Source organism: Bradyrhizobium sp. SZCCHNPS1003, from assembly GCF_032381555.1.
In the GTDB taxonomy this organism is placed as follows: domain Bacteria; phylum Pseudomonadota; class Alphaproteobacteria; order Rhizobiales; family Xanthobacteraceae; genus Bradyrhizobium.
On the sequence record NZ_JAUHIU010000013.1, the window covers coordinates 166,633 to 186,858 of the forward strand.

General features: G+C 65.1%; 20 protein-coding genes. 15 read left to right on the forward strand and 5 right to left on the reverse strand.

The window, feature by feature from the left end:
* Nucleotides 1-495: 495 nt before the first annotated feature.
* From QX126_RS22285 to QX126_RS22295, 3 genes are all read left to right on the forward strand, one after another.
* The gene (locus QX126_RS22285) at nucleotides 496-1,905 is read left to right on the forward strand and encodes a DEAD/DEAH box helicase (RefSeq protein ID WP_315783685.1); all 1,410 of its coding nucleotides are present in this window, start codon (nucleotides 496-498) and stop codon (nucleotides 1,903-1,905) included.
* 24 nt (nucleotides 1,906-1,929) lie between these two features.
* Nucleotides 1,930-2,220 carry a translation initiation factor IF-1 gene (gene infA, locus QX126_RS22290; RefSeq protein WP_315734606.1) on the forward strand — a complete coding sequence of 97 codons (291 nt, stop codon included), beginning with the start codon at nucleotides 1,930-1,932 and terminating at the stop codon, nucleotides 2,218-2,220.
* Between the two features lie 301 nt (nucleotides 2,221-2,521).
* On the forward strand, nucleotides 2,522-2,734 hold the full coding sequence (locus QX126_RS22295) for a cold-shock protein (RefSeq protein ID WP_006612155.1): 213 nt from the start codon (nucleotides 2,522-2,524) through the stop codon (nucleotides 2,732-2,734).
* 205 nt (nucleotides 2,735-2,939) lie between these two features.
* Here the strand turns inward: QX126_RS22295 and QX126_RS22300 are convergent, their stop codons facing one another.
* The 4 genes from QX126_RS22300 to QX126_RS22315 all read right to left on the reverse strand — a co-directional run bounded on the left by QX126_RS22300 (nucleotide 2,940) and on the right by QX126_RS22315 (nucleotide 5,916).
* Nucleotides 2,940-3,500: a TadE/TadG family type IV pilus assembly protein gene (locus QX126_RS22300; RefSeq protein WP_315783687.1), complete on the reverse strand. Its 561-nt coding sequence runs from the start codon at nucleotides 3,498-3,500 to the stop codon at nucleotides 2,940-2,942.
* An 82-nt stretch (nucleotides 3,501-3,582) separates the two neighbouring features.
* Nucleotides 3,583-4,128: a TadE/TadG family type IV pilus assembly protein gene (locus QX126_RS22305; protein ID WP_315734610.1), complete on the reverse strand. Its 546-nt coding sequence runs from the start codon at nucleotides 4,126-4,128 to the stop codon at nucleotides 3,583-3,585.
* Between the two features lie 324 nt (nucleotides 4,129-4,452).
* Nucleotides 4,453-4,953 (reverse strand): pilus assembly protein N-terminal domain-containing protein, encoded by a 501-nt coding sequence (locus QX126_RS22310; RefSeq protein WP_315734613.1) that lies wholly within the window; start codon nucleotides 4,951-4,953, stop codon nucleotides 4,453-4,455.
* A 135-nt stretch (nucleotides 4,954-5,088) separates the two neighbouring features.
* The gene (locus QX126_RS22315; protein WP_315783689.1) at nucleotides 5,089-5,916 is read right to left on the reverse strand and encodes a sterol desaturase family protein; all 828 of its coding nucleotides are present in this window, start codon (nucleotides 5,914-5,916) and stop codon (nucleotides 5,089-5,091) included.
* Between the two features lie 460 nt (nucleotides 5,917-6,376).
* Here QX126_RS22315 and QX126_RS22320 point away from each other — a divergent pair, with 460 nt between their 5' ends.
* The 10 genes from QX126_RS22320 (at nucleotide 6,377) to QX126_RS22365 (ending at nucleotide 16,620) form a co-directional block, all read left to right on the forward strand.
* A complete protein-coding gene (locus QX126_RS22320; RefSeq protein WP_231317342.1) occupies nucleotides 6,377-6,541 on the forward strand; it encodes a Flp family type IVb pilin in 165 nt (54 codons plus the stop codon).
* Nucleotides 6,542-6,867: 326 nt separating this feature from the next.
* Nucleotides 6,868-7,392 carry a prepilin peptidase gene (locus QX126_RS22325; protein ID WP_315734617.1) on the forward strand — a complete coding sequence of 175 codons (525 nt, stop codon included), beginning with the start codon at nucleotides 6,868-6,870 and terminating at the stop codon, nucleotides 7,390-7,392.
* 126 nt (nucleotides 7,393-7,518) lie between these two features.
* A complete protein-coding gene (gene cpaB, locus QX126_RS22330) occupies nucleotides 7,519-8,319 on the forward strand; it encodes a Flp pilus assembly protein CpaB (RefSeq protein WP_315734619.1) in 801 nt (266 codons plus the stop codon).
* Between the two features lie 17 nt (nucleotides 8,320-8,336).
* Nucleotides 8,337-9,812, forward strand: coding sequence for a type II and III secretion system protein family protein (locus tag QX126_RS22335; RefSeq protein WP_315735683.1), 1,476 nt, complete (start codon nucleotides 8,337-8,339; stop codon nucleotides 9,810-9,812).
* A gap of 22 nt (nucleotides 9,813-9,834) precedes the next feature.
* Nucleotides 9,835-10,575 carry a CpaD family pilus assembly protein gene (locus QX126_RS22340; protein WP_315734622.1) on the forward strand — a complete coding sequence of 247 codons (741 nt, stop codon included), beginning with the start codon at nucleotides 9,835-9,837 and terminating at the stop codon, nucleotides 10,573-10,575.
* Nucleotides 10,572-11,840, forward strand: a complete 1,269-nt coding sequence (locus tag QX126_RS22345; RefSeq protein ID WP_315734624.1) for a CpaE family protein — start codon at nucleotides 10,572-10,574, stop codon at nucleotides 11,838-11,840. The genes QX126_RS22340 and QX126_RS22345 overlap by 4 nt, the downstream gene beginning before the upstream one ends.
* Before the next feature lie 21 nt (nucleotides 11,841-11,861).
* The gene (locus QX126_RS22350; protein ID WP_315734626.1) at nucleotides 11,862-13,325 is read left to right on the forward strand and encodes a CpaF family protein; all 1,464 of its coding nucleotides are present in this window, start codon (nucleotides 11,862-11,864) and stop codon (nucleotides 13,323-13,325) included.
* 11 nt (nucleotides 13,326-13,336) lie between these two features.
* Entirely contained in the window at nucleotides 13,337-14,311 is a 975-nt protein-coding gene (locus QX126_RS22355) for a type II secretion system F family protein (RefSeq protein ID WP_315734628.1), read from the forward strand.
* Nucleotides 14,312-14,319: 8 nt separating this feature from the next.
* The gene (locus QX126_RS22360; protein ID WP_315775479.1) at nucleotides 14,320-15,294 is read left to right on the forward strand and encodes a type II secretion system F family protein; all 975 of its coding nucleotides are present in this window, start codon (nucleotides 14,320-14,322) and stop codon (nucleotides 15,292-15,294) included.
* Between the two features lie 84 nt (nucleotides 15,295-15,378).
* Nucleotides 15,379-16,620, forward strand: coding sequence for a Zn-dependent hydrolase (locus QX126_RS22365; protein WP_315783691.1), 1,242 nt, complete (start codon nucleotides 15,379-15,381; stop codon nucleotides 16,618-16,620).
* A gap of 9 nt (nucleotides 16,621-16,629) precedes the next feature.
* Here QX126_RS22365 and QX126_RS22370 read toward each other — a convergent pair whose 3' ends face one another.
* A complete protein-coding gene (locus QX126_RS22370) occupies nucleotides 16,630-17,439 on the reverse strand; it encodes a tetratricopeptide repeat protein (RefSeq protein WP_315783693.1) in 810 nt (269 codons plus the stop codon).
* Nucleotides 17,440-17,632: 193 nt separating this feature from the next.
* Here QX126_RS22370 and QX126_RS22375 point away from each other — a divergent pair, with 193 nt between their 5' ends.
* Together QX126_RS22375 and QX126_RS22380 are read left to right on the forward strand one after the other, a co-directional pair.
* Nucleotides 17,633-19,015, forward strand: coding sequence for a leucyl aminopeptidase family protein (locus tag QX126_RS22375; protein ID WP_315775482.1), 1,383 nt, complete (start codon nucleotides 17,633-17,635; stop codon nucleotides 19,013-19,015).
* Nucleotides 19,008-19,847, forward strand: a complete 840-nt coding sequence (locus QX126_RS22380; RefSeq protein WP_315783695.1) for an NlpC/P60 family protein — start codon at nucleotides 19,008-19,010, stop codon at nucleotides 19,845-19,847. Before QX126_RS22375 ends, QX126_RS22380 begins: the two co-directional genes overlap by 8 nt.
* Nucleotides 19,848-20,226: the final 379 nt, after the last annotated feature.

Genomic DNA, 20,226 nt, shown 5'->3' on the forward strand with positions numbered 1-20,226 from the left:
CTGACGCAGATGTGCTTCACAGCCAAGGCGGCCGGCGGTCTGCGGCGGAAGAATCGCAAGAAGCATGCCATGCCGTTCACATCTCGTAAGCCATTGATCCCAATCTGGAACTTTGGCCAATCGCGACGGAAGGTCGCAATCTCGTGCCGCCAGTTTAGGCAGGCACGGTGATCATTCGGCTGGCATCGAGCACATGATTTATGCACTTTGTTTTGAATGGCTAAAATTAAAGCAGAAGAGTACCGGCTCAATCGCCGATCCGTTGCGCACCGGCCTTGAAAGTGCCGCCAGTCTGTTCCATATATCTGATAGATCGAGGCGAATCGGCCGGATCTTTGCAAGCCGCGTGTTCTTTAGCTCGTTCAGAGCTTCTGGCTTCGCATTCTCACCCATCCAATCTCGACGCTCCAAACACGCGGGTGTCTCTTCAACCACCCACCCGCGTCCGGCTGGCTGCCGACACGGGCCTCATCCTCTTATGGAAAGCCCAATCTTTTGACATCCTTTCAGGATTTTAACCTCGCCGACGCGCTGACGCGCGCGCTGAAGGAAGAGAACTACACCACCCCCACCCCGATCCAGGCACAGACCATCCCGCTCGCCCTCGAAGGCCGTGACGTGATCGGCATCGCCCAGACGGGAACCGGCAAGACCGCCTCGTTCGCCCTGCCGATCCTGCACCGCCTGCTGCAGAACCGGATCAAGCCGCAGCCGAAGACGGCGCGCGTGCTCGTTCTGAGCCCGACCCGCGAACTGTCTGGCCAGATCCTCGACAGCTTCAACACCTATGGCCGCCACATCCGGCTGAGCTCGGCCCTCGCGATCGGCGGCGTGCCGATGGGGCGCCAGGTCCGCGCGGTGATGCCCGGCCTCGAGGTGCTCGTCGCAACGCCGGGCCGGCTGCTCGACCTCGTCCAGAGCAACGCTTTGAAGCTGACCCACGTCGAGTTCCTGGTGCTCGACGAAGCCGACCGCATGCTCGACATGGGCTTCATCAACGACATCCGGAAGATCGTCGCCAAGCTGCCGATCAAGCGGCAGACGCTGTTCTTCTCGGCCACCATGCCGAAGGACATCGCCGAGCTCGCCGATGCCATGCTGCGGGATCCGGCGCGGGTCGCAGTGACCCCGGTCTCCTCGACTGTCGAGCGCATTGCCCAGCGCGTGATCCATGTCGACCACTCCGCCAAGCCGAACCTTCTGGCTCAGTTGCTCAAGCAGGAGCCGGTCAACCGCGCGCTGGTGTTCACCCGCACCAAGCACGGCGCCGACAAGGTCGTGAAGAGCCTGGAAAAGGCCGGCATCCCCGCCCAGGCCATTCACGGCAACAAGTCGCAAAACCACCGTGAGCGCACCCTCGCAGCGTTCCGCACCGGCGAGATCCGAACCCTGGTCGCAACCGACATCGCGGCCCGCGGCATCGACGTCGACGGCGTCAGCCATGTCGTGAATTTCGACCTGCCCAACGTGCCGGAGACCTACGTCCACCGCATCGGCCGCACGGCACGCGCCGGCGCTGAAGGCATCGCGATTTCGCTCGTCGCCGGAGCGGACGAGCTGTCCTACCTTCGCGACATCGAGCGGCTGATCAAGATCTCGCTGCCGCGCGACGATCGCCGCACGCCGGGCCTCCGCGAGGCCGCGGCACCGGCCAAACCGCCTCAGCGTGGCGGCCGTCCTGGCATGCAGAATGCGCGGACCAACGAGGGTGGCACCGCCGCAAAAGGCCCTCGCCGTCGCCGTCGTTCCAATGCTAAGATGGCGTCTCTGCCAGGCAATCGTCAGGAGCCCCAGCGGCCGTCGCAAGGCGGCGGCAAGGCCGGGTCGATTCAAGGCGTTGCTTTCCTGCATCGCGAGGGCAGACCCAAAAACCACGCTCACAACCGCAACCAACGGCCAAACTAGACGTCTATCGATCTGGAGAGAGACATGGCTAAGGAAGAGCTGATCCAGTTCGAAGGGCTGGTCACCGAAATCCTTCCCGACGCGCGCTACCGGGTACAACTCGATGCGGGGCACGAAATCGTCGCCTACACCGCCGGCAAGATGAAAAAGAATCGCATCAAGACGCTCGCGGGAGACCGCGTGACCGTCGAGATGTCGCCCTATGATCTGGAAAAGGGCCGGCTGATCTTCCGCCACAAGGACGAGCGCCCCAGCTCGACCGGCGGACCTCCGCGTGGCGCAGCGCAGCGCGGCGGCCAGTTCCGGCGGCGCTAGAGCCTTGGGCGGAGCAATGGTTCCGCCCAACCCAGCGAATTGATCAACTCTTGCGCAATCAGCGACAATTCAGCGCGTCGGCCTCAAGCCGGCGCGTCAAAAAATCATGCGCCCTCGCGCAGCTCAGGATTGTTTTGCGCGGGCATTTCCAATAGTATATCCCGCAATCGATTTTCGGCCGGACGAGATTAGCTATTACCGGTACAGCCGGTTCAGACGCTGACGACCCTTCCAAAAATTCGATCTAACCAGCCCAGGAATCTGGGTTACGCATTTGATATCTGAGAAGGGAACTACCCCCGTGAGCATGGGAACCGTGAAGTGGTTTAACGCAACCAAGGGCTATGGCTTCATTCAGCCGGATGACGGCGGCAACGACGTGTTCGTGCACATCAGCGCCGTCGAGCGCGCTGGTCTCGGCACGCTGCGCGAAGGCCAGAAGATCTCCTACGAGATCGTGGCGGACCGTCGTTCGGGCAAGTCGTCAGCCGATAATCTCCGCGCCGCCAATTGAGCGACGCCAGGGTAATCGCCTGCACGATTGCCCGCCTGGACAACGAAAGGCCGCCTTGCGCGGCCTTTTTTATTGCCTGCTTTTTGCTGCCTGAATGCCCATCGTCGCGCTCTGCTCGCCCGAAAGACCGCATGTCGCGCCGGTTCGCAGGCGCGTGCGACCGCGGCCCCGGGGGCGGGCGGGCTCGGTTGCGGCAGCCCTCACCTCAGCAGTAGGTCGCCGGGCTATACATCACACAGGTCGACTGCCGCGGGCGGGTATAGGCGACGTCGCTGAGATTGACGCCGGTCTTGCCCATGACGTAGCCGATCGTCGGAACGTACTGGTAGTTCACCTCGCTGAAGATCAGATAGGTGCCGGACACCAGCAATTCAGCCGGCACGCCGACCGTCATGCCGACGGTTCGCGGTGTCGACCCCTTGCTCCACTTCACCGTCGCCTGCTTGGTGGTGGGATCGACATAGAGCTCGGTGATCGTCGCATTCACCGGCGTGGTGGAATAGGGGTACATGATGCCGGTCGAGGCGGCGAAGAAGTTCGACATGTCGCTATCGCCGACCGTGGTCGATTGCGATGTCAGATCCGACAGGGTTCGCGCCATCAAGGTGACCTTGCGGTCGACGGCGATCGCCGAGCAGAATTCGACCGTGCCGAAGAACATCACCAGCATCAGCGGCACGATGAATGCGAATTCGGTGGCCGCGACACCGCGTCGATCGGCGACAAAGGCGTCGATGCGACGCCACAGGCGCAGGCTCGAAGACATACCCGGCATTCTTCCCAACGGCATGATGAATTCCTGGTGTCCCTCTGAAGGAGCTCGCGAGAGCCTTGTCGTGAGAGCCGTGTTATGAATACGGCTCGTTCTTGAATGCGGCCGTGCCCACCAGCAGCCGCTTGCTGCCGCTCAGGTTGGCGATGTTGTAGCCGAGCCCCGTCACGAAGATCGGCCATTGATAGAACAGCCTGACGACGACGATGTCTCCGGCGGCACCCGGGCTGTAGGTCATGTTGTTGACGAAGTTGCCGCTGTTGTCGATCTGGTTGCTGATCGAGACGCTCCCGAACGAGGAGTAGCTCTTCACGTCGATATAGATCTTGTTGCAGTCGAACAGCGCGGGAACCTGGGTGCAGACGTAGCTCGCGAACTGCGCCTGCGTATAGGCGCCCTGTTGCGCCTGTCCGGTCAGGATCATGCGCGCCGAGTCCTGCGTGATCGTCTCGAGCACCTGCCCGGCAAAGAACATCAGCGCCGTTTCGATGATCGCGAACAGCAGCGCGAAGAAGACCGGCGCGACCAGCGCGAATTCGAGCGCGGCCGACGCCCGCCGGTTGCGTCGGAAGCGGCGCAGCATCCGGCGCATCGAAGCGGTCGAGGAGACGGGGGCTTGCATGGGTTCATCCGGACTGGAAAGGCACATCAATCTGAGCGAAAGGAATAGCGGAAACTCCTTGGGAAAGGGTTTCCCACGATGCGGACAGTATGGCCTGCCGCGTCAACGTCCCGCTAACCGTGCTTGGGGGTTCGCACGCAGCCAGCCCTTCGAGACAGCGCGTCACCGCCCGATCCGATCATCGAAACCAAACGAGAAACCAAACGAATCGGGCGACCCAGCCGCAGCACCAGCGGCAAGGCTCGCCGCATCGTCGGCGCGGACACACGTGGAGAGGCGGTCAAGCGCTGCCATCGACCCGGGCAGGCGTGGCAAGGCCAGCGCTCAGTTGGTCTTCGAGGCCGCCGCCGCGTTACCGCTCGCCGTGCTGGACATCGTTCCAGCCTGGTCGAGCACCGATTTGAAGTAGTTGTCGCCGTCGCCCAAGGTCACCCGGCGCTGGCAGATCGGCATGCAGCTATAGGTCTCACGGTCGACGCCGCGATACACCGTCACGAGTTGGTCGGTGGGCCCGGCGACCTGGATCTGGCGATCGATCAGCACCTGTCCGCCACGATCCATCGCAATGAAGTTGGTGGCGCCATAGCTCTTGCCGGTGACGACGATGATGCCGCCGCTCTGCAGCGTCACATCGGCGATCATCGGATTGCCGACGACGAGGGTCGCGACCCGGTCGGGCAGCTTGACCAGCTTGGCCTGGTCGACATTCACGGCGATGGCGGGATCAGGCTCCGCCAAGGCGGCAGCCGGCCACAGCAGCACCGCGGCGACAGCTGCCCGCAATGCGAAGGAAACACTAGGACGACGCGATACACAGAACGACATACTCAAACCCCGGGACATTGACGAGCCGTCTCAAGCGATACGCAGCGGTGACGGCGCCCGACGCGGCAAATCTGCGCTCAATTGGTGAATGATCTGCAAACGTCGCCATTTGGTCTGGGGCGGTTGCAAAACCCCTCATCGCCGGAACGGAAACGCGAGCTGGCCGCCGAACTCACCGGGCATCGTCGCCTCGTCCTTGCCGTAGGCCATGGGCAACTGCCCCGCCGGCATCCGGAACGTGCCGAACAGGATGTCCCAGATCGGGAACGTGCCGGCGAAGTTGGTATTGCCGCCCTGCTCCATCGACGTGTGGTGCCAGCGGTGGAAGATGGGCGTGGCGAGGACATATTTCAGCGGGCCCAGCGTCCAGTTGAGATTGGCGTGCACGAAGGCCGAATGGAACGTGGTGAATGGTCCGACCCAGATCATGACATTGGGCGAGATGCCGGCCATCAAGAGGATGACGTCGACCGCGATCGTGCCGAGGATCAAGTTGATCGGATGGAAGCGGGCAGCCGAAATCCACTCCAGATCCTCCGACGAGTGGTGAACCGCGTGGTATTTCCAGAACTCGCCGCCATGGAACAGACGATGCGTCCAGTACAGCATGAAGTCGGAGACCACGAGGAAGAGCACCCCCTGCAGCCATTCGGGAAGCTGCGCCAGCGGGCCGTGCCCGTTCTCATAGAAGGCGATCAACTCGTCGGCCTCGCGGATCTTGAAGAGAACGCTGGCGCCGAGCACGAGAAAGCCGATGCGGAGCACCCGGGCGAACACCGGCACGAAGAACCAGTAGACCACGTCGGTGACGAGCTCGCGCTTCTGCCACCACGGCTTGCCGGGATTGCAGGCCCAGAAGTGACTGAGCACCGAGAACACCACCGCCAGCACCAAGGTGATCGGCAACACCTTCTCGATGGTCTGGCCGAGCATCAGCGCGACTTCCCATGGCAGACCGGACATCACATTCCTCATCTCATGAACTGTTCCGAGGGGTACTCCTTGGCGCTTAAGGAGCCGTGAACCTCGGCGCCGGCAAGACCGCTCTGCCTATCGGCCCAGCGCGATCGACATCGAGCCACATGCTCCGCCAGCCAGGTCGACACGGCCATATGCATATATGCATATAGTGCGGAATGCGGAGCAGGCCCCGCGATGGACCGGTCGGGCATGTTCGCCGAAACCCTGCGCTCATCTTTTCAACGAGACCGACCGCGGCGCGACCATGCATCATTTCGAATGATCGCGCCGCGCTTCATCCTATGTTTACTCTGCACAATAACAGCCATTTGTCGCCGTGTTTCGGCGACCGAATTAACTACGCCGAAATTCCTGCCCCCTAGGGTGGCCGCATGGTCACGGTGCTGAGAACGCCGCAACGACCAGAGTTTGTTCGACCAGCCACGTGTACATGGAGTTACCTATGAAGAATCTTCTTGCTCGCTTCGTGAAGGATGAATCCGGCGCGACCGCGATCGAATACGGTCTGATCGCCGCCGGCATCTCGCTCGCGATCATTGCCGCGGTGAACGGTCTCGGCTCCAGCCTGAGCTCCAAGTTCGGCGCGATCAACACCTCGCTGAAGTAAGCGGTCGTCACGGCCGAGCAAAGAAGGCCCCGGACATCCGGGGCCTTTATCATTTCCACATTCAGCTTCGCGGCGTTCAGTGATGCGTAACCACGTTTTGTCCGCAGCCGCGTCCCGGCCCCCGCCCAGCGGGGCCGACGTCGCCTTGCGTTGGATCTGCGGCGGCCTCGGCCTGTCCATCCTCGCTCTCGCGGCCCGCATCGTCAGCGTCTGGTGAGATCGACAGCCAGCCGGCCATTCCGGCTGTTTCCCGATCGTTTATTTCTTGCAGCTAGACTCTGGCGCAGCGGCGCACCCATGCGCCGCGTCGATGCCATTGAGAGCCCATGACCCTCGATCTCGCGCGCCTTTTGCTGTTTCCGGCCCTGATGGCCTTTGCCGCGGCGAGCGATTTGTTCACGATGACCATTTCGAACCGGGTCTCCCTGGCGCTCGTCGCCGGCTTTCTGGTTCTGGCGCCACTGAGCGGCATGAGCATGGCTGACATGCTCATGCACCTCGGCGCCGGCGCAACCCTGCTGGTGATTGCGTTCACCTGCTTTGCATTCGGCTGGATCGGCGGCGGTGACGCCAAGGTCGCATCCGCCGCCGCCCTGTGGTTCGGCTTCGCCCACCTGATGAACTACCTGTTGTACGCCTCGATCTTCGGCGGCGTGCTCACTCTCGCCCTCATGCAGTTCCGGCAATGGCCGTTGCCCTACATGCTGGCGGGACAACCCTGGCTTGCACGCCTGCACGCCAAGGAGAGCGGCGTGCCCTATGGCATCGCGCTCGCCCTGGGCGCTCTGATGGTCTATCCGGAGACCGATTGGGTGAAGGCGATCGACGCTGCGCGTCTTGCATTGCTCTGAAAGCACCGTGTCAACGCGGTGTTAAGGCGATTTAGATACGCCTCATTAACCATGCTTTGACGAATAACTGCTCAACTCCCATCACGGCGGCGGAAACGTCGCGGCGTCATGTGGAAAGTGAAGCGTATGAATACCGCACGCATTGTGGTTCTGACCATCGCTGTAGGCGCTGGCGGCGTGGCCGCATATCTCGCGAGCGGGTCCGACGACCGGCCGGCTCAAGTTGCCGCGCCCGCGCCGCAGATGCCCACCGTCGACGTTCTCGTCGCCAAGGGCGACATCGCCCTCGGCCAATCGCTCAAGCCCGAAGATCTGCAGTGGCAGAGCTGGCCGGCGGCCACGGCCAGCTCCAGCTTCATCCGGCGCAGCGAGCGGCCCGAAGGACAGACGCAGATCACCGGCACGATCGCGCGGGCGCCGTTCATTGCCGGCGAGCCCATCCGCGAACAGAAGCTCGTCAAGGCCGACGGCTCGGGCTTCATGGCCGCGATCCTGCCCGCCGGCATGCGCGCCGTTTCCACCGAGATTTCTCCGGAGACCGGCGCCGGCGGCTTCATCCTGCCGAACGACCGCGTCGACGTGATCCTGTCCAAGCGCGAGCGCAATCCGGATCAGCCCAACGCGGGCGACGTCGTCAGCTCCGATATCATCCTGTCGAACATCCGCGTGCTGGCGATCGATCAGGCTCCGAAGGAAAAAGACGGCCAGACCACGGTGGTCGGCAAGACCGTCACGCTGGAGCTGAAGCCGGAACAGGCCGAGACGCTCGCGCGTGCCCGTCAAACCGGAACGCTGTCTCTCGCGCTCCGCAGCATCGCCGACGTCAACGTGGCCGAGCACCGCACGGACGAGACCAGCCGCAAGCGCAGCGACAGCGTTGCCGTCGTCCGCTTCGGCATTCCCAGCACGATGACGACGCAGAAGTGAGCAAGAGGACCACCAAGATGACCTGCAGCGAAAATCAGCGGAAGATGCGGACCCTGTTGGTCCGCGCGCTGTCGTTTTCGGCCGCCGCTGCGCTGACCCTCAATCCGGCGATCGCGCCGGTGATCGCGGCAGACTACCGCCCGGCGACCGCAGCCGCCGCGGACGGCCAGATCAATGCACGCTTCCTTGCGCTCGGCATCGGCAAGTCCGTCGTCATCGATCTGCCGCGCGACATCAAGGACGTTCTCGTCGCCGATCCGAAGATCGCGAATGCCGTCGTGCGCTCCGCCCAGCGCGCCTACATCATTGGTGCGGCGATCGGCCAGACCAATATCGTCTTCTTCGACGCGCAGGGCCAGCAGATCGCGGCCTACGACATCGCGGTCAAGCGCGACCTGAACGGCGCGCGGGCGGCGCTGAAGCAGTTGCTGCCGAATGCCGATATCCAGATCGAAGGCCTCGCCGACAGCATCGTGCTGACCGGCTCGGCGTCGAGCCAGATCGAAGCCCAGCAGGCCGGCGAACTCGCCGCCCGGCTCGCCGGCGGCGCCGACAAGGTCGTCAACTCGATCACCGTGCGCGGCCGCGACCAGGTCATGCTGAAGGTGACGGTCGCCGAGGTGCAGCGCTCGATCGTCAAGCAGCTCGGCATCGATCTGTCCGGCCAGCTCAACTATGGAACGGCCGTCGTCAAATTCGCCAACTCCAATCCGTTCACGGCCTATGGCAGCAATCTGGTCTCGAACAATGCCGTAAGCGCTGCGTTCGGAGCGGCTCCGACGGTGCAGGCGACGCTGCGCGCGATGGAGAACGCGGGCGTGATCCGTACCCTCGCGGAACCCAATCTGACCGCCATCTCGGGCGAGTCCGCGACCTTCATCGCCGGCGGCGAGTTTCCGGTTCCTGCCGGCTACTCCTGCGATCCGACGACCCATGTCTGTACGACGCAGATCAGCTTCAAGAAGTTCGGCATCTCGCTCAACTTCACGCCCGTCGTGCTCAGCGAGGGCCGGATCTCGATGCGGGTGATGACCGAGGTCTCGGAGCTCTCAAACGAGAACTCGATCACGCTGTCGCAAGCCGTCAGCTCGACGACGGTCAACTCGTTGACGGTTCCTTCGATCAAGACCCGGCGCGCCGAGACCACGCTGGAAATTCCCTCCGGCGGCGCCATGGCGATGGCCGGCCTGATCCAGCAGCAGACCAAGCAGGCGATCAGCGGCATGCCGGGCCTGATGCAGCTGCCGGTCCTCGGCGCGCTGTTCCGCAGCCGCGACTACGTCAACAACCAGACCGAATTGATGGTTCTGGTGACGCCGTTCGTCGTCCGCGCCGTGGCACAGAAGGATCTCTCCCGCCCAGACGACGGCTTCGCGGCCGCGTCCGACCCCCAGGCCGATCTCCTGGGCAGCATCAACCGCATCTACGGCGTACCCGGCCGGGCCGAACCCGGACGCAACTATCGCGGCACCTATGGCTTCATCACGGACTGAGCCGGGACAAGGACCTGCAACGATGACCATCACATCCAGCCCCGCTCGATACCGCCGCCTGCCCCTTGCCGCAGCGCTCGCCGGAGCCGCAGCCCTGCTCGGCGCCTGCAACTACACCAGAGACGCTGCCACCACGGCGAGCATCCCGGACGACTACCGGCTGCGCCACCCGATTGCGATCCAGGAGGCCCCGGACTCCCTGGTGGTCTTCGTCGGCCAGGGCCGTGGCGGCCTGACCGCCGAGCAGCGCGCCGACGTGATGGGACTGGCCCAGGGCTGGATTCGCCAAGGCACGGGCGCGATCAGCGCCGACGTGCCGAGCGGCACCCCCAATGCACGGGCGGCCGCCGACTCGATGCGGGAGATCCACTCCCTGCTTGCCGCCGCCGGCGTTCCGCCGCACGGCATCACCGTACGCAATTATCAGCCGAAGGACCCGCGCCAGATGGCCGCGATCCGGCTGAGCTATCCTAAAATGTCGGCCACGGTCGGGCCCTGCGGCGTCTGGCCGGACGACCTCGGGCCGTCGATCAAGAACAAGAACTGGTTCGACAACAAGCCTGACTGGAACTACGGCTGCGCCTACCAGCGCAACATGGCGGCAATGGTCGCAAACCCGTCTGATCTCGTGCAGCCGCGATCCGAAACGCCGTCCTATACCACCCGGCGCACGGCGTTGTTCGACAAATATCGCAAGGGACAATCAACCGCGATCACGTATCCAGAGGCCGACAAGGCCAAACTCAGCGACACAGGCAAATGATCAGCTACGCCCGACAGACCCAAGAGGAGCAGCCTGACGTCGTGCCGCCGCCGGCCGACGATCACATCGCGCCCGCGCCGCGCGTGTCCGTGCAGGCGTTCTGTGAGACGGTGGAAACCGCCGCGACGGTTCAGGCCGCCGGTGAGGACCGGCGCCTCGGCAAGGCGCATCTGAAGGTTCAGATGGGCGGCATGGCGGCGGCGATCGAGGCCTACCGGTCGGCACCGACCCCGAACGTCATCATCCTGGAGACGGATGCGCGCACCGACATCCTGGCAGGCCTGGATCAGCTCGCCACGGTTTGCGACCCGGGCACGCGCGTCGTCGTGATCGGCCGCGTCAACGACGTCACGCTGTATCGCGAGCTGGTGCGGCGCGGCGTCAGCGACTATGTGCTGTCGCCAGTGACGCCGATCGACGTCGTCCGCTCGATCTGCAACCTGTTCTCGGCGCCGGAGGCCAAGGCCGTCGGGCGCATCATTGCCGTCGTCGGCGCCAAGGGTGGCGTCGGAGCTTCGACCCTCGCCCATAACATCGCCTGGGCGATCGCGCGCAACCTGTCGATGGATTCCGTCGTGGCCGACCTTGATTTGGCGTTCGGCACCGCCGGCCTCGACTACAACCAGGATCCCGCGCAGGGCATCGCGGACGCGGTGTTCTCGCCGGACCGGATCGACATCGCCTTCATGGACCGGCTGTTGTCGAAATGCACCGATCATCTGAGCCTGCTGGCCGCGCCCGCGACGCTCGACCGGGTCTACGATTTCGGCGCCGAGGCATTCGATGCGGTCTTCGACACGCTGCGGGCCTCGATGCCCTGCATCGTGCTCGACGTTCCGCATCAATGGGCAGGCTGGACCAAGCGGGCGCTGATCTCCGCGGACGACATCCTGATCGTGGCGGCGCCGGATCTCGCCTCGCTGCGCAACACCAAGAACATGTTCGATCTCCTCAAGGCCGCCCGGCCGAACGATCGCATGCCGCTCTACTGCCTGAACCAGGTCGGCGTTCCCAAGCGGCCCGAGATCAATGCGAGCGAGTTCGCCAAGGCGATCGAAAGCCCGCCGATCGCGACGATCCCGTTCGAGCCGCAGATCTTCGGCGCCGCCGCCAACAACGGCCAGATGATTGCGGAAATGTCTCCCAGTCATCGGACGACGGAGATGTTTCTCCAGATTGCGCAGCGGCTCACCGGCCGCAGCGAGACCAAGAAGCCGAAAGGCTCCTTCCTGTCGCCTCTGCTGGACAAGCTGAGGGCGAAGTAGGCACGCGTGGAGTTCTAAGTCGTGTTTGGTAAGCGTAGCGGATTGGACAACGATACCAGGACCCTCAGGCCGGCCGCGCCAGCGCCCGAGCCGGCGCCGGCAGCACCACGCGCGGCGTCTCCGGCCGTGCCGTCGCCACCTCTGGCTCCGACCCGGCAGGCTCCGCCGCCGCCGCCACCGGTCGTCGAGGCCCGGCGCTCGGACAGTTACTATCAGGTCAAGGCGACGATCTTCGGAGCGCTGATCGAAGCGATCGATCTCGCTCAGCTGGCCAAGCTCGACGGCGAATCCGCGCGCGAGGAAATCCGCGACATCGTCAACGAGATCATCGCGATCAAGAATATCGTGATGTCGATCGCCGAGCAGGAGGAACTGCTCGACGATATCTGCAACGACGTGCTCGGCTATGGCCCGCTGGAGCCGCTGCTATCGCGCGACGACATCGCCGACATCATGGTCAACGGCGCCGGTACGGTCTTTATCGAAGTCAACGGCAAGATCCAGCGCACGGGCATCCGGTTCCGCGACAACCAGCAGCTCCTGAACATCTGCCAGCGCATCGTCAGCCAGGTCGGCCGCCGTGTCGACGAATCCTCGCCGATCTGCGACGCGCGTCTCGCCGACGGCTCGCGCGTCAACGCCATCGTTCCGCCGCTTGCGATCGACGGCCCCGCGCTCACCATTCGTAAGTTCAAGAAGGACAAGCTGACGCTCGATCAGCTGGTCAAGTTCGGCGCGATCTCGCCGGAGGGCGCGGAGATCCTGCAGATCATCGGCCGCGTCCGCTGCAACGTGCTGATCTCCGGCGGTACCGGTTCGGGCAAGACCACGCTGTTGAACTGTCTGACCAATTACATCGATCACGACGAGCGCGTCATTACCTGCGAGGACGCCGCCGAGCTCCAGCTGCAGCAGCCACACGTGGTGCGCCTCGAAACCCGGCCGCCCAACATCGAAGGCGAAGGCCAGGTGACGATGCGCGAGCTGGTGAGAAACTGCCTGCGTATGCGACCCGAACGCATCATCGTCGGCGAGGTCCGCGGACCCGAGGCCTTCGACCTGCTGCAGGCCATGAACACCGGTCACGACGGATCGATGGGCACGCTGCACGCCAACAACCCGCGCGAAGCCTTGTCCCGCTGCGAATCCATGATCACGATGGGCGGCTTCTCGCTGCCGTCGCGGACCATCCGTGAGATGATCTGCGCCTCGATCGACGTCATCGTCCAGGCGGCGCGCCTGCGCGACGGCTCCCGCCGCATCACGCACATCACCGAGGTGATGGGCATGGAAGGCGACACCATCATCACCCAGGACATCTTCCTCTACGACATGATCGGCGAGGACGCGAACGGCAAGATCATCGGGCGCCACCGCTCGACCGGAATCGGCCGGCCGCGGTTCTGGGAGCGTGCGCGCTACTACGGCGAAGAGAAGCGGCTTGCGGCTGCACTCGACGCCGCCGAAGTCGCGAGCAAGGACTGAGGAGAGACCCCATGAAGCTTCAGGCTCTCGCCCTTGCCTTCCTCGCCGCCACCGCCATCGGCGGCATCGCCTGGGTGTTCCTTTATCCCCTGCTGTCGGGTGAGCGGAAGGCCGAGCAGCGGCGCAGCACCGTCGCCAAGTCCGAGCCGGTGGTCCGCCAGGCCGAACGCAGTCAGCGCTCGCGCCGCGAGCAGGTCGAGTCGTCGCTGAAGGATCTCGAGGCGAAGGCCCAGAAGCAGAGCAAAGTCCCGCTGAATATGCGGATTTCGCAGGCTGGGCTCGACTGGACCGTGCAGAAGTTCTGGATCGTTTCCGGCGTCCTCGGCTTCGTCGTCTGCGCGGTCGCCTTCTTCGCCGGTGGCGGCCCGCTCGGCGCGCTCGGGCTCGGCTTCGCTGCAGGTCTCGGTTTGCCGCGCTGGATCCTCGGCTACCTCAAGAAGCGGCGCGAGAAGAAATTCCTGGCAGCATTGCCGGACGCCGTCGACGTGATCGTGCGCGGCATCAAGGCGGGCCTGCCGCTGTTCGAATCGATCAAGGTCGTCGCCGCCGATGCGCCGGAGCCCTTGCGCAGCGAGTTCCTCGCGATCATCGAGACCCAGGCGATCGGCATGCCGCTCGGCGAGGCCTGTGCGCGGCTGTATGAGCGTATGCCGCTGCCGGAAGCCAACTTCTTCGGCATCGTCATCGCGATCCAGCAGAAGTCGGGCGGCAACCTCTCCGAGGCTCTCGGCAACCTCTCGAAGGTGCTGCGCGACCGCAAGAAGATGAGCGAGAAGATCCAGGCGATGTCGATGGAAGCCAAGGCCTCCGCGGGCATCATCGGATCGCTGCCGCCGATCGTGATGCTGCTGGTCTATCTGAGCACGCCCGACTACATCTCGCTGCTCTGGACCCATCCGACCGGCCAGCTGATGCTGGTCGGCTGCGTGATCTGGATGTCGATGGGCATCCTGGTCATGAAGAAGATGATCAATTTCGATTTCTGAGGTGGACCATGGTCGACTTTCTGGTCACCAAGCTGCACGACCCGCACTTCATGACGATGTTCTTCGCCGCCATCGCGGCGACGGCCACCGTCTATACGCTGATCATGCCGCTGTTCGCGGGCGAAAACCTGAACAAGCGCATGAAGGCGGTCGCCAGCGAACGCGAGCGGATCAAGCAGCGTGAGCGCGAGCGGTTGAACGCCGGCGAGAAGGTCTCGCTGCGGCAGACGCCGAAGCAGCTCATCTCTCGTGTCGTGGAGGATTTCAACCTCACCAAATGGCTCGCCCAGGAAGCGGCCCGCGAGAAGCTCATCATGGCGGGCTACCGCGGCCAGGCGCCCTACATCACTTTCCTGTTCGCGCGCATGGTGACGCCGCTGGTGCTGTTCGTCGGCTCCGTGCTGTACGTCTTCGTGATCGCGCATCTGCAGAAGTCGATGCCGGTCAAGATCGGCATCTGCGTCGGCATGGCCTATCTCGGCCTGCAGGCGCCGATGCTGTTCCTCAGCAATGCGATCTCCAAGCGCCAGTTGTCGATCAAGCGCGCCTTTCCCGACGCGCTCGACCTGCTGCTGATCTGCATCGAGTCCGGCATGTCGATCGAGGCCGCCTTCCGCCGGGTGGCGATCGAGATCTCGAGCCAGTCGATCGCGTTGTCGGAGGAGTTCACGCTGACCACCGCGGAGCTCTCCTACCTGCAGGACCGCAAGGTCGCCTATGAGAACCTCGCCCGCCGCACCGGCCTGGAGGGCGTGAAGTCGGTCTGTCTCGCGCTCCAGCAATCGGAGCGATACGGCACGCCGCTTGGGCAGTCGCTGCGCGTGATGGCGCAGGAAAATCGCGATATGCGCATGAACGAGGCCGAGAAGAAGGCCGCGGCGCTGCCGCCGAAGCTGACGGTGCCGATGATCCTGTTCTTCCTGCCGGTGCTGTTCGTGGTCATTCTGGGACCGACCGGCATCAAGGTCGCGGCCATGCAGTAGACGTAGACCGCTCGCGAGAAATTTCGCTTGCGGTCGCGGCTCTACCCTGGAAGCTAGGCGGAGCATGATCGAGGTCTCCGCCTGATGTCCGACAAGCTCCGCCGCGCCGATGGCGCCCGCGTTCTGGCCGATCTGAACGCGCTGCGTGCCTTCGGCACCTACAAGACCGGCGTACACCGGCCGACGTTCTCCAACGCCCATCGTCAGTCGCTGGCCTGGCTCGCCGAGCGCCTGCCCGACGCGCAGCTCACGCCTGATATCGACGGCATCGGCAATGTGCTCGGCACCAGCGCCAAGCCGGGCCCCAAGCTGCTGGCCGGATCGCATCTCGAGAGCCAGAATCAGGCCGGCTGGCTCGACGGCCCGCTCGGCGTCATCTACGCGCTGGAGGCGGCGCGCGTGCTCAATCCAGACCCGTCCATCAACGGTGCGGTGGAGGTCGCCTCCTGGTGCGACGAGGAGGGCCACTTCGGCAGCATGCTCGGCAGCCGGTCCTATGTCGGCAACGTCAGCGAGGCCGAAATAGATGCTGCCCGCGACCGCAGCAGCCCGCGCACGATGCGCGAGGCGCTTGCCGAGATGGGCCTCGCCGGACGGCCGCGCCTGCAGGCCGAGCGCGGCCGGCATATCGGCTATCTCGAAGCCCATATCGAGCAGGGCGACACGCTCGAGGCGAGCGGGCTCAAGATCGGTGTCGTCACCTCGATCGTCGGCATCTGGCAATACCGCATCACCTTCACCGGCGAGCAGAACCATGCCGGCACGACGCGGATGGCGGTGCGCAAGGATGCCGGGCTCGCGCTCGCCAAGTTCTGTGTGGCGATCGATGCGCGCTTTCCGGCCGCCTGCGGCCCGCGCACGGTGTGGACCACGGGACGTATCACGCTCGATCCGGGCGCACCGAGCATCATCCCCGGCCAGGCCGAGATGCTGTTCCAGATCCGCGACGACAATGCCGCCGTGGTCGACCGGCTCGAGGAGCTGCTGCGTGAGATGGCTGCGCAGGCGTCAGACGCAGGTCCCTGCCATGTCGCCGTCGAGCGCATCCGCACCGGCGCGCCGGCCATGATGGACGGCACGTTCCAGGATGCGATCGAGGCCGCCAGCCGCGATCTCGCCGGCGGCAAGTCGCTGCGGATGCCGAGCGGCGCCGGGCACGACGCGCAGGTGCTGGCCACCATCATGCCGGCCGGCATGTTGTTCGTGCCGTCGATCGGCGGCATCAGCCATCACTGGACCGAGAACACGGCCGACGCCGACATCGTCACCGGCGCCGACGTGTTCGTCGACACATGCCGCCGCCTGCTCACAGGCGCGACACGATAGGGCACGCCGTCAGTCCGGCGGGTTGAGCGCGGCCATCGGCGCCGCGTTGCGCGCCTTGCCCTTGCCCTGGCTCTGCCCCTGAATCATCTGCTTGAGATAGGCGACGTTGGCGGCGGCCTCGTCCGGCGGCAGGTCGGCTCGTGCGATCTGCTCGGCCTCCGCGAAGCGTCCCTGCAGGCCGACGACGAGCGCGAGGTTCTGGCGCACCCGCGCGTCCGCCCGCTGCGAGCCATAGGCCTGGCGCAGCACCTCCTCGGCCTTCGGCAGCTCCCGTGTCAGCATGTAGGACAGGCCGAGATTGGACAGCACCGAGGGCTCGCCCGGCACGATCTTCAGCGCGCTGTCGTAATAGCGCCGCGCCTCGTCGTGGCGGCCCATCTGGTCCAAGACCGTGCCCTGCACCGACAGCAGCTTCCAATCGGGATTGTCGGGCGAGTGCGCGCGCGACAGCACGTCGAACGCCAGCTTGAAATTGCCGTTGTCGGCGAGTGCACGTCCGTAGGCCGCGAGCACGGTCTTGTTGCCGGCGTTGGCGAGCGTGGCCTGCTCGAGCACCGCGACCGCCTGCTCGCGCTGGCCGTTGTTGCGCAGCGCCTGGCCATAGGCGAGCGCGATGGCGGCATCCTTCGGGTTGGCGCGGTAGCGCTCGCCATAGACCTCGACCGCGCGCTGCGGGGTCGCGGGCGGCGGCGGCTCGGCCCGGCTGCGCAGCGAGCCCGTGACGTCGGACATAGTCTGGCAGCCGCCGAGGCCCGCAGCGACGAGCGCGGCGATGGCAACGGACGCGAGGAGCCGGGGAATGGGAGGCGCTTGACGCATGTCACTTGGACTCGAACGGGCGAATTGAACGCGCCAGCAATAAACTGTTAACGCTAACAGCCGGTTAATGGCGTGTTCCAGGCGCAGCCGTCACATTTGCGTCGGCTTGCAGGCGATGCGGCCGGCGCGATTGCAGCGGCCTTCAAACTCTGCGAAGTCTGGCTGCCGCGCGCCAGTTAGGGAACCATTAGGCATGCCGTCGATGTTCGAGACCGCCTCCACAACGTCCGCCATCCCGATTACCTTCGTAACGAAGGCGAGCTGGCCGGGGATCAAGGAGAGCCTGTCGGCTGAAGCGCGCAACTTCGCCGAGGCCAACGTCTACACCGCCAAGCCCGGCAGCTATCTGGCGCTGCCCGCCGCGGACGGCCGCATCGCGCAGGTCCTGTTCGGCATCGAGGACGACGACGCCGGGCACCGCGATCTGTTCCGGCCCGGCGCCCTGCCCGGCCTGCTGCCCGCCGGCACCTACCGCTTTGCCAATGCTCCCCATGATGCGCGGCTGGCGGCGCTCGCCTTCGCGCTCGGCAGCTACCGCTTCGGCCGCTACCGCAAGACCGAGACGCCGGAGGTTCGCCTCGTTCCGCCGGATGGCGTCGACGCCGCCGAGCTGAACCGACTTGCCGACGCGGCGACATTGGCGCGCGACCTCGTCAACACGCCGTCCAACGACATGGGGCCCGAGGAGCTCGAGGCCGCTGCAAAGCAGCTCGCCGACCGCTTCGGCGCCCGCTTCAGCAGCGTCGTCGGCGACGATCTGCTGCGCCAGAACCATCCGCTGATCCATGCCGTCGGCCGCGCCTCGACCCGCGCGCCGCGCCTGATCGAGCTCGTCTGGGGCGATCCATCGCATCCCAAGGTGACCCTGGTCGGCAAGGGCGTCTGCTTCGACACCGGCGGGCTCGACCTGAAGCCGTCGAGCAGCATGCTCCTGATGAAGAAGGACATGGGCGGCGCCGCCAACGTGCTGGCGCTGGCGCAGATGGTGATGGATGCCAAGCTCAAGCTGCATCTGCGCGTGCTGATTCCAGCGGTCGAGAACGCGGTCGCCGGCAACGCCTTCCGTCCGCTCGACGTGTTTCCCTCGCGCAAGGGCATCACGGTCGAGATCGGCAACACCGATGCCGAGGGCCGGCTGGTCCTGGCTGACGCGCTGGCGCTGGCCGACGAGGACAAGCCCGACCTGCTGATCGACATGGGCACGCTGACCGGCGCGGCGCGCGTCGCGCTCGGTCCCGATTTGCCGCCATTCTACACCCAGGACGAGGCGCTCGCCGCCGACGTCGCGCGCTGCGCCGCCGCCGAGAACGATCCGCTGTGGCGGATGCCGCTGTGGGCGCCCTACGACTCGTGGCTCGACTCCAAGGTCGCGACCATCAACAACGCGCCGTCCGGCGGCTTCGCCGGCTCGATCACCTGCGCGCTGTTCCTGCAGCGCTTCGTCGAGCACGCGAGGAGCTGGCTGCATCTCGACATCTTCGCCTGGACGCCGTCGGCCAAGCCGGGCCGGCCCGAAGGCGGCGAGTGCCAGGCCGCACGCGCGCTCTACAAGCTTCTGAGCGAACGCTATGGCTGATCCGCGCCTCACGCCCGCGCGCGGCGACATCGCGGCCAAGCATCTCGAAGGCCAGGTGACGGCCGCGCGCTTCGTCGAGGGCGAGATGCTGGCGGTCGTCGATTCCATCGCGCCGCTACGTCAGCAGCCGTTCTCCGGCGCCGAGCTGGCGACGCAAGCGCTGAGGGGCGAGCGCGTCACGATCTATGATCGCAACGGCGAGGGCTGGGCCTGGGGCCAGCTCGCGGCCGACGGCTATGTCGGCTGGCTGCCGGAGGCCGCGCTGGCGGCGCCCGCTGCGGCGCCGACGCACAAGATCAGCGCCGTGCGCAGCTTCGCGTTCCCCGGACCGTCGATCAAACTGCCGCCGGTCGCGACGCTGGTGATGGGCTCGACCATCGCGGTCGCGCGCGAGGACGCGAGCTTCGCCGTGACGGCCGATGGCTGGTTCGTGCCGAAGCCGCACGTGGCGCTGCTCGGTGCCATCGAGCCCGATTATGTCGCGGTCGCCGAACGCTTCGTCGGCACGCCCTATCTGTGGGGCGGCAAGAGCAGCCTCGGCATCGACTGCTCCGGCCTGGTGCAGGTGTCGTTGAATGCTGCGGGTGTGCCGTGCCCGCGCGACAGCGACATGCAGCTCGCCGCGCTGGGGCGCTTGCTCGACGGGGGAGAGCCGCTTCGCCGCGGCGATCTGATGTTCTGGAGGGGCCACGTCGCCATCGTGCGCGATGCTGACACGATCGTCCACGCCAACGCGTTTCATATGGCCACGCAGATCGAGCCGATCGGCGAAGCGATTGCCCGTATCAAGGCGAGCGGGAGCGATGTGCTCGCGATCAAGCGGCTGGATTGACTCGCCTCATCGCGCTGGCGCGTCCTCCCGATGAGGTTTTGAGACGCAGGCTCCCTCCTCCGTCATTGCGAGCGTAAGCGAAGCAATCCAGAGTCCCGCCCACGACTCTGGATTGCTTCGCTGCGCTCGCAATGACGCGGAGAGAGCGGCGCAAGAGTCCGATATACCTATCAAACAGCAACAGGCCGCGCCAAACAGCAGGGCAAGCATCCGCATTCTCGCGGCCGCATCGGCCCGAGCTTTGCGCAATCACCCGCCCTCGAAAACATGAGAGGGCGCAGGGAAGGCCGGGTGCCGACCGCACCCGTGGTTGCGTGCAACAAGCACGCGGTAGTCACCACAGGTACGGGCCGAACATCCGGCCTTCCCTGCGCGATGT